Annotated in this window: 18 protein-coding genes; all 18 read right to left on the bottom strand. The window is 41.0% G+C overall.

Annotated elements, in window-relative coordinates; translation table 11 throughout:
- Positions 1 to 197 precede the first annotated feature (197 nt).
- Entirely contained in the window at positions 198 to 755 is a 558-nt protein-coding gene (gene frr / locus BLT_RS0108380) for a ribosome recycling factor (RefSeq protein WP_017727342.1), read from the bottom strand.
- The gene (gene pyrH, locus BLT_RS0108375; RefSeq protein ID WP_026105038.1) at positions 755 to 1,474 is read right to left on the bottom strand and encodes a UMP kinase; all 720 of its coding nucleotides are present in this window, start codon (positions 1,472 to 1,474) and stop codon (positions 755 to 757) included. The genes frr and pyrH overlap by 1 nt, the downstream gene beginning before the upstream one ends.
- An 81-nt stretch (positions 1,475 to 1,555) precedes the next feature.
- On the bottom strand, positions 1,556 to 2,440 hold the full coding sequence (tsf, locus tag BLT_RS0108370) for a translation elongation factor Ts (RefSeq protein WP_017727340.1): 885 nt from the start codon (positions 2,438 to 2,440) through the stop codon (positions 1,556 to 1,558).
- Between the two features lie 137 nt (positions 2,441 to 2,577).
- On the bottom strand, positions 2,578 to 3,309 hold the full coding sequence (gene rpsB / locus BLT_RS0108365; RefSeq protein ID WP_026105037.1) for a 30S ribosomal protein S2: 732 nt from the start codon (positions 3,307 to 3,309) through the stop codon (positions 2,578 to 2,580).
- 159 nt (positions 3,310 to 3,468) lie between these two features.
- Entirely contained in the window at positions 3,469 to 4,023 is a 555-nt protein-coding gene (locus tag BLT_RS0108360; protein ID WP_017727338.1) for a DUF6115 domain-containing protein, read from the bottom strand.
- A 16-nt stretch (positions 4,024 to 4,039) separates the two neighbouring features.
- A complete protein-coding gene (locus BLT_RS0108355) occupies positions 4,040 to 4,354 on the bottom strand; it encodes a hypothetical protein (RefSeq protein WP_017727337.1) in 315 nt (104 codons plus the stop codon).
- Positions 4,355 to 4,370: 16 nt separating this feature from the next.
- Positions 4,371 to 5,798, bottom strand: coding sequence for a DUF342 domain-containing protein (locus BLT_RS0108350; RefSeq protein ID WP_017727336.1), 1,428 nt, complete (start codon positions 5,796 to 5,798; stop codon positions 4,371 to 4,373).
- The gene (locus tag BLT_RS0108345; RefSeq protein ID WP_017727335.1) at positions 5,791 to 6,558 is read right to left on the bottom strand and encodes a FliA/WhiG family RNA polymerase sigma factor; all 768 of its coding nucleotides are present in this window, start codon (positions 6,556 to 6,558) and stop codon (positions 5,791 to 5,793) included. The genes BLT_RS0108350 and BLT_RS0108345 overlap by 8 nt, the downstream gene beginning before the upstream one ends.
- Before the next feature lie 18 nt (positions 6,559 to 6,576).
- A complete protein-coding gene (locus tag BLT_RS0108340) occupies positions 6,577 to 6,951 on the bottom strand; it encodes a hypothetical protein (protein WP_017727334.1) in 375 nt (124 codons plus the stop codon).
- Complete coding sequence (locus BLT_RS0108335; protein WP_017727333.1) at positions 6,948 to 7,436, bottom strand: chemotaxis protein CheD; 489 nt, start codon at positions 7,434 to 7,436, stop codon at positions 6,948 to 6,950. The genes BLT_RS0108340 and BLT_RS0108335 overlap by 4 nt, the downstream gene beginning before the upstream one ends.
- Complete coding sequence (locus tag BLT_RS0108330; RefSeq protein ID WP_017727332.1) at positions 7,429 to 8,064, bottom strand: chemotaxis protein CheC; 636 nt, start codon at positions 8,062 to 8,064, stop codon at positions 7,429 to 7,431. Before BLT_RS0108330 ends, BLT_RS0108335 begins: the two co-directional genes overlap by 8 nt.
- A gap of 23 nt (positions 8,065 to 8,087) precedes the next feature.
- Positions 8,088 to 9,137 carry a protein-glutamate methylesterase/protein-glutamine glutaminase gene (locus BLT_RS0108325; protein ID WP_017727331.1) on the bottom strand — a complete coding sequence of 350 codons (1,050 nt, stop codon included), beginning with the start codon at positions 9,135 to 9,137 and terminating at the stop codon, positions 8,088 to 8,090.
- A gap of 42 nt (positions 9,138 to 9,179) precedes the next feature.
- The gene (locus BLT_RS0108320; protein ID WP_017727330.1) at positions 9,180 to 10,034 is read right to left on the bottom strand and encodes a MinD/ParA family protein; all 855 of its coding nucleotides are present in this window, start codon (positions 10,032 to 10,034) and stop codon (positions 9,180 to 9,182) included.
- Positions 10,027 to 11,172, bottom strand: coding sequence for a flagellar biosynthesis protein FlhF (flhF, locus tag BLT_RS0108315; RefSeq protein WP_017727329.1), 1,146 nt, complete (start codon positions 11,170 to 11,172; stop codon positions 10,027 to 10,029). Before flhF ends, BLT_RS0108320 begins: the two co-directional genes overlap by 8 nt.
- Positions 11,169 to 13,205 (bottom strand): flagellar biosynthesis protein FlhA, encoded by a 2,037-nt coding sequence (gene flhA / locus BLT_RS0108310; RefSeq protein WP_017727328.1) that lies wholly within the window; start codon positions 13,203 to 13,205, stop codon positions 11,169 to 11,171. Before flhA ends, flhF begins: the two co-directional genes overlap by 4 nt.
- A 27-nt stretch (positions 13,206 to 13,232) precedes the next feature.
- Positions 13,233 to 14,324: a flagellar biosynthesis protein FlhB gene (gene flhB / locus BLT_RS0108305; protein ID WP_017727327.1), complete on the bottom strand. Its 1,092-nt coding sequence runs from the start codon at positions 14,322 to 14,324 to the stop codon at positions 13,233 to 13,235.
- 4 nt (positions 14,325 to 14,328) lie between these two features.
- Positions 14,329 to 15,105: a flagellar biosynthetic protein FliR gene (gene fliR / locus BLT_RS0108300; RefSeq protein ID WP_017727326.1), complete on the bottom strand. Its 777-nt coding sequence runs from the start codon at positions 15,103 to 15,105 to the stop codon at positions 14,329 to 14,331.
- Positions 15,105 to 15,374 carry a flagellar biosynthesis protein FliQ gene (gene fliQ / locus BLT_RS0108295; RefSeq protein ID WP_017727325.1) on the bottom strand — a complete coding sequence of 90 codons (270 nt, stop codon included), beginning with the start codon at positions 15,372 to 15,374 and terminating at the stop codon, positions 15,105 to 15,107. Before fliQ ends, fliR begins: the two co-directional genes overlap by 1 nt.
- Positions 15,375 to 15,379 lie beyond the last annotated feature (5 nt).

The raw sequence follows: 15,379 nt of genomic DNA, 5'->3' as shown, positions 1-15,379 counted from the left end.
TCCATTTCGAAAATTTTTCAAGCATGATAAGCCCTCCAACTACGTTGCAGATGCAAAGATGCACCTTTTTATCCTTGCCATTCTCTGCTGATTATTATGCAATCAGTGGTCGTAAATGAAATGCGCTCAATAAGTGTAAAAAAACCCCCTATCATAAGAGGGTCTCTTATATTAATTCTATTTTACCTTGATTTTGTTTATACTTCCATGATTTCTTTTTCTTTCTTTTCTGCGGTTTCATCAACTTGAACGATAAATTTATCTGTTAGTTTTTGCACTTCATCGGTTTCACGGCGAAGATCATCCTCTGTCATTTCTCCGTCTTTTTGTAGCTTTTTCAATTCATCATTTGCATCACGACGGATGTTACGAATAGCGACCTTCGCATCCTCTGCTGCTTTTTTCACAAGCTTTGTTAGGTCACGACGACGTTCTTCTGTTAATGGTGGGATTGAGATACGGATAACCGTTCCATCATTTGAAGGTGTTAATCCTAAATCAGACTTTTGAATTGCACGCTCCACATCTGCAATGGACGACTTATCAAAAGGCTGAATGACAAGCAATCGAGCTTCTGGTACAGTAATGGTAGCTAACTGATTCAACGGAGTCTCAGCACCGTAATATTCAACTGTGATACGGTCTAAAAGTGCAGGGTTAGCACGACCTGCTCGAAGCTTAGCTAATTCACGACTTAGTGCTTCTAACGCTTTTTGCATACGTTCTTTTGCATCATTGATAACTTCCTTTGACATTATTGATTCCCCCTTACAACTGTTCCAATTTCTTCACCAAGTACAGCCTTCTTAATATTACCTTCATCCATAATTGAGAAAACAATTAGCGGTATATTATTATCCATACAAAGAGAAGAGGCCGTTGAATCCATGACAGCTAGTCCTTCTTTTAAAACATCCAAATAAGAAATTGTTGTATATTTCTTTGCTGAAGCGTCAATTGAAGGATCCGCGCTATATACTCCGTCCACTTTATTTTTCGCCATTAAAATAACTTCAGCTTCAATTTCCGCTGCTCGCAGCGCGGCTGTTGTGTCTGTTGAAAAATATGGGTTACCTGTTCCTGCAGCAAAAATAACCACGCGTTTTTTCTCTAAATGACGAATCGCTTTGCGACGAATATAAGGCTCCGCCACTTGTCTCATTTCAATCGATGTTTGTACTCGTGACTGAACATTAATATTTTCTAAGCTATCTTGAAGAGCAAGGGAATTCATCACCGTTGCAAGCATTCCCATATAATCAGCGGTCGCCCGGTCCATTCCTTTGGCGCTGCCTGCCATTCCTCTCCAAATGTTTCCTCCACCAACAACGACAGCAACTTCAACACCTAGCTCAACAATTTCTTTAATTTGCGAAGCTATGGACTGGATTACTTCTGGATCAATGCCATATCCTTGTTCTCCTGCTAATGCTTCTCCACTTAATTTTAACACCACTCGATTATATTTTCCCATTTTTCCCATCAAGCCCCTTTGTGAAGTAGTATTTCGCCCATTACCTTGAAAAAAGGGACACGTTGTGCCCCTTATTCTTTCTTACTTCTTCACTTGAGACATAACTTCTTCTGCAAAGTTATCTTCACGTTTTTCCATACCTTCGCCTACTTCATAGCGAATAAAGCTCTTAACAGAAGCTCCTTTGTTTTGAACGTACTTTCCAACTTTTTGGTCACCATCTTTTACAAATGGTTGATCAAGTAAGCACACTTGCTCAAAGTATTTGCTTAGACGGCCTTCTACCATTTTTTCAACAATGTTCTCAGGCTTTCCTTCGTTAAGCGCTTGCTGCTTTAAGACTTCACGCTCACGCTCTACCTCTTCTTTTGATACTTCATCACGTGTGACATACGTAGGTTTAATTGCGGCTACGTGCATCGCAATGTCTTTCGCAAGCTCTGTGTCATTTGAACCACCAATAACAGTTAATACACCAATGCGTCCGCCCATGTGAAGGTATTCCCCAAACACATCTCCGTCTTCTTTTTCAACGATTTCAAAGCGACGTAACGAAATTTTTTCACCAATTTTTGCAATCGCTGAATTGATGTATTCTTGTACAGTCTCACTAGAACCATTAAGTGGTTGCTCTAAAGCTTCTTCAACTGAAGTAGGACTTTGTGAAAGAAGGTGGGAAGCTAGCTCAGCCACAAGATTTTGGAAGTTTTCATTCTTTGCCACGAAATCCGTTTCTGAATTCACTTCAACAATAATTGCTTTGTTTCCTTCAGATTTCACATATGCAAGACCTTCAGCTGCAACACGATCCGCTTTTTTCGAAGCCTTCGCAATTCCCTTCTCGCGAAGAAGGTCAATCGCCTTTTCCATATCTCCATTTGTTTCAGTTAATGCTTTTTTACAGTCCATCATTCCAGCGCCTGTTCTTTCGCGCAATTCTTTTACCATGCTAGCTGTAACTGCCATGTTTATCTTCCTCCTTAATGATACTATGTACTAATTTTTCTAACTTTAACCATAACTTTCCACCAATGACATAAAGCTTTAAAAAAAGGTGATAAAGGGTAACTCCCCTTTACCACCCTTTCCGAGAGCAAATAAAATTAAGCCGTTGTTGTTTCTTCTTCTTCCGCTGCCTCAACATCTTCTACCTCAGCAGAAGTTGCTTCGATTACAGCGTCTGCCATTTTAGCTGTTAGAAGTTTTACGGCACGAATTGCATCGTCGTTACCTGGGATAACATAATCAATTTCATCTGGATCACAGTTTGTATCAACAATCGCAACGATTGGGATGTTCAATTTATGAGCTTCCGCAATCGCAATGCGTTCTTTACGAGGGTCAATAACAAACAATGCGTCTGGAAGGTTCTTCATCTCTTTGATTCCACCTAAGAACTTTTCAAGACGTTCCATTTCTTTGTTAAGAAGGATAACTTCTTTTTTAGGTAGAACTTCAAACGTTCCATCTTCCTGCATTTTTTCGAGTTCCTTAAGACGTGAAATACGCTTTTGGATTGTCTCAAAGTTTGTTAATGTACCACCTAACCAACGTTGGTTAATGAAGTACATGCCACAACGAGCAGCTTCTTCCTTAACGGAATCTTGTGCTTGTTTTTTTGTACCAACGAATAGAATTTTCCCACCATCAGCAGCCAAGTCACGTACAAAGTTATACGCTTCTTCAACTTTCTTAACTGTTTTTTGTAAATCGATGATGTAAATTCCGTTACGTTCTGTGAAGATGTAGCGATCCATTTTTGGGTTCCAACGACGAGTTTGGTGACCGAAGTGTACCCCAGCTTCTAATAATTGCTTCATGGAAATAACTGCCACATCCAACACCTCCTTTAAAATGGTTTTTTGTCCTCCGCTCTCATCATATTTAAGCAAGACTGTCAGTTCAGCACCTTTGCCTAAATCAGAGGCGTGTGTGATTAACACCGTGGATTAATATACCACAATGCATAAGTGAAGGCAAGAGAAAGTCGTGATTTACCCATAAAATTTTAATAGTAATTCTACTTCCCCTTTGCCCATTTTTAATTTCTTGGCAATCGCCTCAACATCATAGCCTTGTTTTGCAAGGGCTAGGACACGACTTGTCTCTGATTGTTCATATAACACATCTTCGCCGGACTCATCAACGAAAGGAGGTTTATAATCTCCGTAGGCGTCATCTTGTGGCTCGTTCACCGTTGTTTTGGACGATTGTAGGCTCTTTGAAGCCTGAACCCTCTTTGATGAAAGCGGCTTGGGCTCTTTTTCCGTCCTCACAATCGTTGGCGTAGCAGCATCAAGAGCCTCCATAGAATGTTCATCTACTTGGCTGCCTTTTCGATTCGCTCTCTCTTCAAGCTCTTTGACCAAACGCTCATTTTCTTCTTTTATTTCCGTTATATACGCCATTAAAACATCTTCAATTTCTTTTTTATATGCCTCTAGCTCCTCGCTCGCATCACGAGCTGATTGCTTTTGCATCAGCGTTAAAATCCATAACATTGTGACGCCATGCAGGAGAAGGCTTATGACGACTAATCCTGTTATCATTGTTCATCCCTTCTTTTCAGCCAGAAAAATCAATAAACTTACCTTTGAAGGGGTGTTTAGCTTGACTCTCTGCATGGTTTTCATGCTTTCGGTTCCCTTTTTCCTGTTCTTGACGGCTTTGCTCGTTACCCTTCTCTTTATCACGAAGCCTCGCCATATCTGTCTCATCCGTCTCATGTACTTGCTTCCGCTTTGCTTTTTCTTCTTCACGCAGCTGTTGGGAAATAATTTCTTGTCCCACTTGTCCACGTTGCTGTAATTGTTCTTGCAACTTCCCTGCATCCTGAGAACGAGGATAAGCACCTTGCCATTCAATCGGTCGAATACTCATCATTAACCCTCCCAGTTTATTGAGGACTTAACGTAATTTCACTATTTAAAAGTGCTACTCGAACATATTCATGTTTAGATAAAATTCTACGACGATATTTCCCAAAGTGTATCTCTACATTTTGGTGCAATGCTTGATCAGCAAGGACGAGCCCGTGTTCGTTTATATTTAGTTTCTCCTTTAAAGCTACTAGTTCTTCTTTTGCGGTGTCAAGGGACTCTGCTAACACCTTCATTGCGTTTCGAACCCGTAATTTTTGTACACGTTCGCTTGCCGTTAAGCCCGCCTGTTCTTCTTTTGCAACGATTGCTTTCAATAGTGTCGAAAGCTTTGCCATCTCCTTGTCCCCTTGGTTAACCTGTTGCTTCAGCTCACTTTCACGGTCGAGCCATTTTTGTCTTGCTCCTACAAACAGCAATGTTTTTGTTTGCATCGTGTTTCCGATCTCTTTTGCATGAATGGACGCTCCAGCTGAGATAGACCCTCCGGCAATATTACCTTTCCCTTTTATGCAAAGAATTCGACCACCAGCTGTACAGTTGCTATGTAAAATCGATTGAGCAACCTCTATATCCCCTTCAACTTCTACGTTCCCTTGGTTAATAAACGTTGTGTGGAGATTTCCTTTTGCGATAATCTTCCCTTTGCCTTGTCCAACAATTCCAGCCCCGACAAAAATTGATCCCTCCGCCTCTAAGGTAGCGCTTTCCACCGTTCCATTAACACGGATGTCACCTTTTGCCTTCACTTCAAAGCCTGCAGGAACATTCCCCTGAATGTTAACGTTACCAATAAAGGAGATATTCCCTGTTTTCAAATCTAAATCTCCTTTTACCTCATAAACAGGGTAAACATGGATCACGTTTTGATTGATACTCATTTGGCCGTGGACAAGGGCGTAAAGACGTAGCCCCTCTTCATCGACACGAGTATTTTTCCCTGGTCGTAGCTTGAAATCTTTACCTGGTTTTGCTTCGATTTCTGCACCTAAAACATTTTTCCCATTCGTACCCGCTGTTGCAGGGACTTTTCGACCGACCATTTCCCCTTGTTTCACTTCAGGAATCGTCAATAAATCCTTTACATCAATCGGCTGGTTTGAATCAACGTCTCGGATTTTCTTTTGAAATTGAACCGTCTCTAAAAAAGCATCCGTTCCATTGATAGGGGCATCCCCGTTAGCAATAACACGAGTAACATGTAGCGAAGGAGCCCCATTAACTAATTTCTCTATTTCAGCTTCAACAAGCCCATGAACAACCCCTTGTTCACGAAGAAATTGTTTGATTTCACCCTCTGTTACTCTATCATCTTCTTTGAGATCGTTGAACTGGATAATCGTTGCCATCATTTTATCTTCAGAAACGTTTACTTCGAAATAATGTCCTAATTCAGCCATCGATTTCCATTCCTTTTCTATTTTATCTAAATCTTTCTCATTCACTCGTCCGTTTCATCACTTGTTGCAAGCGAAACAGTGCTTTTGAATGAATTTGCGAAATTCTAGAAGTCGATAGATTTAAGATGTGTCCAATTTCAGTTAACGTTAATTCTTCAAAATAAAATAAGCTAATTACAAGCTGTTCTTTCTCACTCAGCAAAGAAATGACATTTGCCAGCTCTTCTTTTGTGGCAGCATCTACGATTGCCTGTTCAGGTGTTAAGGTTTGTTTGTCTTCAATGGACGAGGCATACGTTTCCTCACGTTCTGTATCATGTGTTCGTTCATCCATGGAAAGCATATTTGCGACAAGGCTTTCTGTCATTACTTGTGCGATCTCATGCTCGTCCATTCCTAATGCCTCCGCAACCTCTTCTACTTTAACATAACGCCCATGACGCTGTTCTAATTGCTCTGTGGCTGCTTCAACCTTTTTCACTTTTTCCCTCAGAGAGCGGGGAAGCCAATCCTCTTTTCGAAGTCCATCTAAGATCGCGCCTCTGACTCGAAAAGATGCATAGGTATCAAACTTCAAGTCACGATCAGGGTTAAACTTTTCCAATGCATCAAGAAGCCCAATCATGCCATGACTTATCAAATCATCCTTATCTACATTTCGAGGTAAGCCGACAGAAATTCGCTGAACATGATACTGAACAAGAGGAAGATAAAGACGGATGAGACCATCACAGGCATCCGAACTTCGTTTTGTTAACCAATCTTTCCACAGTTTTTCATCTGCCCTTGTTGAAGTGTGGGCCATAACGCTTCCTCCTTCACTTTACTTTGTGTCCAATAGCTCTTTCACGTAGGCCGCTGTCTTCTCCGTCTCTTCATCCGATAAGGTTGGGGTGGGTTTTGCTTGAAGTGGTTCCTCTTGTTCAGAATGGTTCAATTTTTCGTCTTGACTAGTGGCCTCTACGGCATTTTTTATCTCAGTAGAATCCTCTTCAGGCGCATACTTATTTTCCTCATGAAAAGCGATGGCCCAAAGCCAGCGAAATCCATAGGCGATGATAAAACAACCAGCCATTGCAAATGCAGTTCTTGTTAGGGCTGTAGACATTAAATTAATCGTCACATTTCCGATAAAAATAATGAATCCTGCCACCAATGCAAAAAGAAGGTTAATCACCCATGAGCCAGCTAGTCTCATAACTCCTTCACTCCTTGACTTACAGTCCGAATACGAAGCAGCCTCGTCACTGGGTCAAATTCGATCGTACGTCCACTATTGCCACCTACATCCTCGGCTACAATGGGAATGTGAAGCTCCGCTAATTTTTTCTTCACTGCTTCTACGTTTCTTGGTCCAATTCTCATCATTTCGTTTGCCGATGAAAATGAAAACATTTGCGCGCCGCCAGCAATTTTCGCTTTCATCGCTTGGACATTCGCTCCTGCTTTTACTAGTTCTTCAATTAAATTATCTAACGCAGTATCTGCATATTTTGCACGATTGAGCTTCGTCTGTCTTCCGATTGTTGAATCAGGCAGCATGACATGAGCCATGCCTGCGATTTTCGATTGTTCATCATATAAAATAACACCAACACAAGACCCTAGCCCTGAAGTTCGAATCGTATCGGGGGCAATTGCTACATTTAAATCTGCCATGCCTACTTTTATGACTTCAGCCATTCGTGTCAACTCCTAATGAGGAAAAAAGAATATCAAACGAATCAGGATCTGGCAATAAAAAGAAATGACCCGCCGCTTTGTGAGACTCTCGAATTTCAGTAATATGTGTATCAATGACAATCGCTGTGTCCCCAACTTGCGAAAGAGGAATCAGACCATAGCTTAAAATTGCACCAGCCATATCGATGCTTAGTCCTGGAACGGTAGGTTGAAGGTTTAATTTTGTAAAATCAGAAAGGGATGAAAGATAGGAACCAGCCAAAATGTTCCCAACTTCTTGAAGAGCGGAAATACCCATTTCCTCATATGGAGGCTGCTGCAATTGAAAGCTCTTATTCCCCGTTAACCGTTGAATAAGGACCTCTGCTTCTGTAATAGGAACCATAAAAAACATGCTTCCTGGAACGTCACCCTCTATTCTTAAAAAGGTTCCCGCAACAATGACATCACTCCCACCAACCAAATCTGTTATTTCTTGAAAGGAAATGACACGAACATCCGGCACTTTCATGTCAATCGTTTTTCCTAAGAGCTGCGAAAGGGCAGTGGCTGCATGCCCTGCGCCAATGTTTCCTATTTCTTTTAACACATCTAAATGATATGGTTTTAATCTTTCTAAAAAATCCAACTCATCACCTCCTAGTCCTTTTGTTAGCATTGCCTCATAATGCTTGATGCGATGGTTTGCAAATGGGCGACCTCATCGACCTGGTTTGATTGAATCGCTGCTTTCGGCATCCCAAAAACAATGGAAGACTCCTCTGACTCTGCGATTGCGTAGCATGAACCTTGTTTCTTCATTTTAATCAGACCTTCTGTACCATCGGAACCCATTCCTGTCAAAATCGCAACAATCTTTTTAAAACCACTTAATTCAGCTAGCGATTCTAGCATAACATCAACAGAGGGACGGTGGCCCCTTCTTGGTTCTAATTGGTTCAACTTAATAGAAAGCTCATTCCCAACATTTTTCACCGTAAGATGATAACCACCTGGTGCGATATACGCAACTCCGTTTTCAAGAAGCTCCCCATCACTTGCTTCTTTGACTTTTATCGATGATAGACTGTCAAGCCTCACCGCCAACGATTGAGTAAATCCTGGTGGCATATGCTGGACAACCAAAATAGGCGCATTGATATCTTTCGGGAAGCGTGTTAACACTTCCTTTAACGCTTTCGGTCCTCCAGTTGACGTGCCAATTGCAACCAAAGTTTTCTCGCCTTGAAGACGCTGATTGACATGTATCATGCTTTTTTCCACATTAGGCTGAGGAGCGCCAAGTGGTTGTATCTTAGCTTTCGCTGCATGAATGACTTTGTCTATAAGGGAAGATTGAACTTTTTGAAGGTCCAGAGAAATCGGACCTGATGTTTTTGCAATGAAATCAAAAGCTCCTAGTTCCATGGCCAGCAATGTATGTTCTGCCCCTTCTTTTGTCGTACTACTTAGCATAATGACTGGACACGGAGCTTCACTCATTAATCTCTTAAGCGTTTCTATCCCGCCCATTACCGGCATTTCAACATCAAGGGTGATGACATCAGGTTGTAGTTCAGCTCTTTTTTTTAAGGCTTCTTCTCCGTTTCTAGCTGTCCCAACAACACGTATGCGTTCATCTGATTCAAGCATCTCGCTAATCACCTTTCGCATAAAAGCTGAATCATCGACCACAAGTACATGTATCCTCTGATTGTTCATAATCTCCCCCCTCTTAAAATGATTCACACATATTTTTATTTATTAGCGAAAAAAGCGGCGCAGCCTTGACATAAATGAGTTTAAGCCCTTATGTTCCAAGCTTTTATCTAAACCAAGATAGGCGGCTGCAATGTCTTCAATGGCGACACTGCTTTTTGCTTTTGGATTAAAAAGGAGAAAAGGTGTTTGGGCCTTTACTGCTCTGATCACTTCATGATCCTGCGGAAGGTAACCTAACAAACGCATCTCCTTTGCTAAAAAATGATTGACGACACGCTGGAAATTCGCCGCTGTTCGCTCTCCTTCTTGTTTCGAATCAGCTCGGTTTACAAGAAGAGAAAGGGTAGAATCCTCCCCTTGCTGATGAATGTATTTCACCATTGCATAAGCATCTGTAATTGATGTTGGTTCAGGAGTCGTAACGACAAAAACCTCATGAGCTGCTAAAATAAACTGGAGACTTTCAGCTGTGGCACCAGCACCCATATCAAGAAATATATAATCAAATGATTTCGCTGCTGATTCGAGCTGCTGAAGAAATCGTTGAATTTTCTCTTCATTCAACTTTACAAGCGTTGAAAGCCCAGAGCCACCTGCAATATAGTAGATTCCTTCAGGTCCAGCTTCAGCAATGTCCCAAATGGTCAGCTCTCGTTCAATCATGTCAACAATATGATAGCTTGGCTGTAAGCCCATTAGGATGTCTAAATTTGCCATACCTATATCAAGGTCAATGACAGCGACACGCTTCCCTCTTTTCGCCAAAGCAATGGCAAAATTCAACGAAACATTGGACTTACCGACACCGCCCTTGCCACTTACCACAGCAATAACTTTTGCTTCAGTCTGTGACGATTCATTCATTATCCGTCGTAAACTTTCTGCTTGGTCATTCATCGTTCTCTGCCCCTAAAATGAGTTCAATGATCATGTCTCGATCTACTTCCATAATATCATCTGGTACGTTCTGTCCATTTGTTAAATAAGCGACACCTTTTCCTTGCTCTAGCATAACATTCAGCACTGCGCCATAGCTGACAGTCTCATCCTTCTTTGTGAACACAATCCGTTGAAGCGGGATGAGGGAAAATTGTTCAATAATCGCCTTCATATCCCGATACTTTGACGTCAAGGATAACACAAGGTAATTTTCTGCTTCAGTGTGAAAATCAATAATCTTCGCAAGCTCCTCTACATAGAGCGAGTTGCGAAAATTTCGCCCAGCTGAATCAACAAGGACAAGATCATAATGCTGAAAAAGCTCTTTCGCTTTTTTAAAATCATCAATTGAATAAGCCACCTCTAGCGGAATGTTCAAAATTTTAGCATAGGTTTTCAGCTGCTCTACCGCTGCAATCCGATACGTATCAGTCGTGATTAAAGCAACCTTTTTTTGCTTTTTTAAGACACTATGGGCTGCTAGCTTCGCGATCGTTGTTGTTTTCCCTACACCTGTTGGACCGACAATGTTCACAAATTGCTTTTGATAAGAAATTCCTCCTACCGAAATGGGAGAAAGTTCTTTTTTCAAATACCCTCGAGCCTGTTGAAGGAGTGTATCCTTTGTCGGTTTTTCAGTTATGGCTCTCTCTTGATTGTACCATGAATTTAGCAAATATTTCATAATCTCTAAGCGAATCATTTCAGAAACTTCTTGCTCAAAAAGCATTTGGTCCACAGATTGAAATGGTTCAGGATAGTCTTGCAATGCTTTTGAAGATTGTTCATTTATTCCTTGAATCAGCTTTTTCAACTGTTGAATTTCATCCAGTAGAGCCTGATTTGTCTGGCCAGGCTCAGGGTTAAGATGATGGGTAATTTGTTTCGGTTTAACCGCTCTCGGCGTCCGTCTAGGTTCGACACGAACCGGATCGATTGCAGCAATGACTTCAAGCTGCTTTTTTGTAAAGAAACCGAGAATTCCCCCGGTTTCAATTTCCTTTGAATTAAGGATGACCGCATCTTCCCCTAATTCTGTTCTAATTTTTTGCATCGCTTCACTCATTGACGCGACGACATATTTTTTTACCTTCAATCTACATTCACCACCCCGACACTTTGCACTTCTACATCTGGTTCAAGCTCGTTATAAGATAAAATCGGAACATGGGCCAAATAGCGCTCAAATAATTGACGGACATACATCCGCACAGCCGGTGAGCATAGGATGATTGGTACTTGTCCCATTTGGGCAAGACGATCCGTTTCACTTGCAGCTGCTTCAAGAATCTTTTGAGACATATTCGGGTCCATCGAAACAAAGTTTCCATGCTCCGTTTGTTGTACTCCATCTGCAATCGCTTTTTCAACTGCGCCAGCTAACGTTATCACATACAAAGGTTCGCCAGGTGATATAAATTGTTTTGAAATTTGCCGTGATAGAGCTTGTCGCACATATTCTGTAACAAGATCCATATCCTTTGTCATTTGTCCATAATCAGCGAGCGTTTCAAAGATGACCGGTAAATTTCGAATGGAAATGCCCTCTTTTAATAATTTCGTCAATACCTTTTGAATTTCACCAATGGAAAGGGTATTCGGTGTCACTTCTTCGACTAAAGCTGGATACGATTCTTTCAAATGATCAACAAGCTGTTTTGTTTCTTGGCGACCAAGTAGCTCATGGGCATGTCGTTTAATAACCTCCGTTAAGTGCGTGGAAACAACAGAAGGCGGATCAACAACCGTATATCCTGAAAGCTCAGCCTGTTCTTTCATTTCTTCACCAATCCAGAGAGCTGGCATACCGAAAGCTGGCTCAACTGTGTCTATACCAATGATGCTTTCATCCTCTACTCCTGGACTCATGGCCATATAATGATCAAGAAGAAGCTCTCCTCTCGCGATTTCGTTTCCTTTTATTTTAATCGTATATTCATTTGGTTGAAGCTGAATATTATCACGAATTCGAATAACAGGAACAACCATACCAAGCTCAAGTGCCATTTGCCGTCGAATCATAACGACACGGTCTAATAAATCCCCACCTTGGTTAGCATCAGCCAATGGAATTAACCCGTAGCCAAATTCAAACTCAATCGGGTCAATTTGCAACAAATTAACGACACTTTCAGGAGATTTCATATCATCTGTCTCTTCCTCCTCATGATCGCTTTCTTGTTCCATGACCGTTTTCTGCTCTTGTCTCGATAGCTGATAGCCTCCAAAAGCTAAAATACCAGCAATAAGAAACGTCAATGTTTTTGTAATTGGGGTGACGACTCCCAATAAAAAGATCGTTCCAGCCGCTACATATAGCATTTTCGGATAAGCAAACAGCTGCTTTGTTACATCATGACTCAAGTTTCCGTCTGATGCGGCCCTTGTCACGACAATACCAGTTGCTGTAGAGATAAGCAGTGCAGGAATTTGACTGACAAGACCGTCCCCTATTGTTAAAAGGGTGAAGGTACTCACAGCGGTTCCAAAGTCCATTCCCATTTGCATCATCCCGACGATGATCCCGAAAATTATGTTGATAAGGACAATGATAATCCCCGCAATGGCATCCCCTTTTACAAATTTACTTGCCCCGTCCATTGAGCCGTAAAAATCGGCTTCTTTTTCAATTTTTTCACGGCGCTCTTTTGCCTCAGCATCAGAAATCATTCCGGCATTAAGGTCTGCATCAATACTCATCTGTTTTCCTGGCATCGCATCAAGCGTGAAACGGGCTCCTACTTCTGAAACACGTTCCGCACCTTTTGTAATGACAATAAATTGAATGACAATTAAAATGATAAAGACGACAAAACCAACGAGAGCATTTCCACCAACAACAAAATGTCCAAACGTTTCAATTACATTCCCTGCATCTCCATTTGCTAAGATCGCACGGGTAGTGGAAACATTTAACCCGAGGCGAAATAAGGTAACGAGTAGGAGTAAGGTAGGAAAAATTGAAAATTGTAACGGCTCTCTTGTGTTCATCGCCACGAGAATAATGATCAAAGCAAGAGATATATTCGTTAGAATTAAAAAGTCTAATAATAATGGTGGTAGCGGTATGATCAACATGATGACAATCAAGATAACACCTAAAAGTACGGATAAATCTCTTGCTCCCACGATCTTCTCCCCTAACATTACAAAAAATTATTTAACAAGCTGATTCTTTAATCGGTATACATAGGCAAGGACTTCTGCTACAGCTTTAAATAAATCTTCAGGCACCTGATCACCAATGTCAGCTTGTGCATATAAAGCACGAGCCAGTGGTTTATTCTCAACTGTAATAATCTCTTGCTTTTCGGCAATCCCTCTGATTTTCAATGCCAAATAATCAACGCCCTTTGCAATCACTACAGGTGCATCCATTTTCGCTTCATCATAACGAAGAGCTACTGCATAATGAGTCGGATTGGTGATTACAACATCCGCTTTCGGAACCTCTTGCATCATCCGGTGCATCGCCATCTCCATTTGCTTTTGCTTTCGCTTCGATTTAATTTTCGGATCACCTTCCATGTTTTTATGCTCTTGCTTCACGTCTTGCTTCGACATTCGAATTTGTTTTTCATGGTCGTAGCGTTGATATAAATAATCTGGAATGGATAGAATAAGCAATATGACAGCAACTGCAATGCCTAGCATTGCAGTTAACTGTGAAATTTCATAATAGCCTGTCTCCACACTTTTCTGCGATAAAAGCATGACATCCTCAAGGCTAAACCAAAGAATGGAAAAGGCAGCTACGCCCGTTAAACTAATCTTCAACATTGATTTTAAAAACTCAACAAGTGCACGTGTTGAGAAAATACGTTTCGCACCTTTTATCGGGTCGAGTTTTGAAAGCTTCATATGTAAAGGTTCAGTTGTAAATAGTGCTCCAACCTGAATAAAGCTTGAAAAAATCCCTGCCACCATGACAATACCTAGTAGTGGTAGCATGACCATAGAAGCCTCCATTGTCACTTCGTATAAAACAGTCTCAACATTTGTCACTGTCACATCCATCAATAAATAAGTTTGATACGTGTGACGAAGCATGCTAAGCAATTTATCTCCAAAAAGGGTCCCTCCAAAAAGCCATAAAAATAAAAAGACAGCAAGTAAAATAATCGCAGTATTCACATCTGTACTTTTTGGAACTTGACCCTTTTTCCGAGAATCTTGACGTTTTTTTGGTGTCGCCTTCTCGGTTTTTTCTTGGGCAAAGTGCTGCAAATCCATCCGAAGAAACGACATACCTCTAGACGCCTCCTAAAAGTTGCATTAATGTCCGCATCGTGACAAGAATTTGTTTAAACAATTGTTCAACTGCCATAAAAAAAACACCCATATAAATCATTAGAAGCGGCAAGCCTACTAAAATTTTTAATGGCATCCCAACGACAAAGACATTCATTTGCGGGACAGCTCTTGAAACGAGTCCAAGTGCCACATCGACAAGAAACAAAGATCCGACGATAGGGAACGCCATTTGAAAAGCGATGATAAACATTAAATTAAGCGTTGACGTAACATGGTCAATCACAGCTTCATTTCCAAATGGGAGAAATACTTGATCCAACGGAATAAATTGATAGCTATAAAAAATCCCATCGATAAGAAGGTGATGTCCATTTGTCACAAGCAAAAAGAGCAAGGCAACTGTATAAAGATACCCTCCAATTAGCGGGCTTTGGGCCCCAGTTTGGGGGTCAACAATATTCGCAATTAAAAAGCCAATTTTAATGTCCATTAACGCCCCTGCGGTTTGTATCGCATAGAGCAAAACCATGGCTAATAGCCCGATCATTAAGCCTACGAGAACTTCTTTAATGATGAGTAAAAAGTATGTCGTGTCAATGTTAATAATTTCTATATCAAGGGTAAAAACCAAGATCCAAGCAAGAAACAATGCAAGACCAACTTTAAATGTTGCCGGAATATTACGATACGAAAAAATCGGCATAACCGTTAAAAACGCAAGAATTCGAATAAACACTAGCAAAAAACTCGGTAACAAATTTACTAACTCAGTCATCATCCAATAAACCTATGAAGATTACTAAAAATATAATAAGTAAAGTTCATTAAGTGTGATAGCATCCACGGCCCGAAAATAACAAGACATGCTAAAACACCTACAATTTTCGGAATAAATGCCAATGTCTGTTCTTGGATTTGTGTTGTGGCCTGAAAAATACTAACGATTAGACCAAGGGCTAACGCAACGATTAATAGTGGGCCAGAAACGATAAGAACGATCCATACCCCTCTTTCCGCTATGCTCAAAACAAATTCAGTACTCATCCGTA

Source organism: Halalkalibacterium ligniniphilum, assembly GCF_000334155.1.
GTDB classification, from domain to species: Bacteria; Bacillota; Bacilli; order Bacillales; family Bacillaceae_D; genus Halalkalibacterium; species Halalkalibacterium ligniniphilum.
The sequence above is the reverse complement of the archived record's forward strand: the minus strand, read 5'-3'. Positions and strand labels throughout refer to the sequence as shown.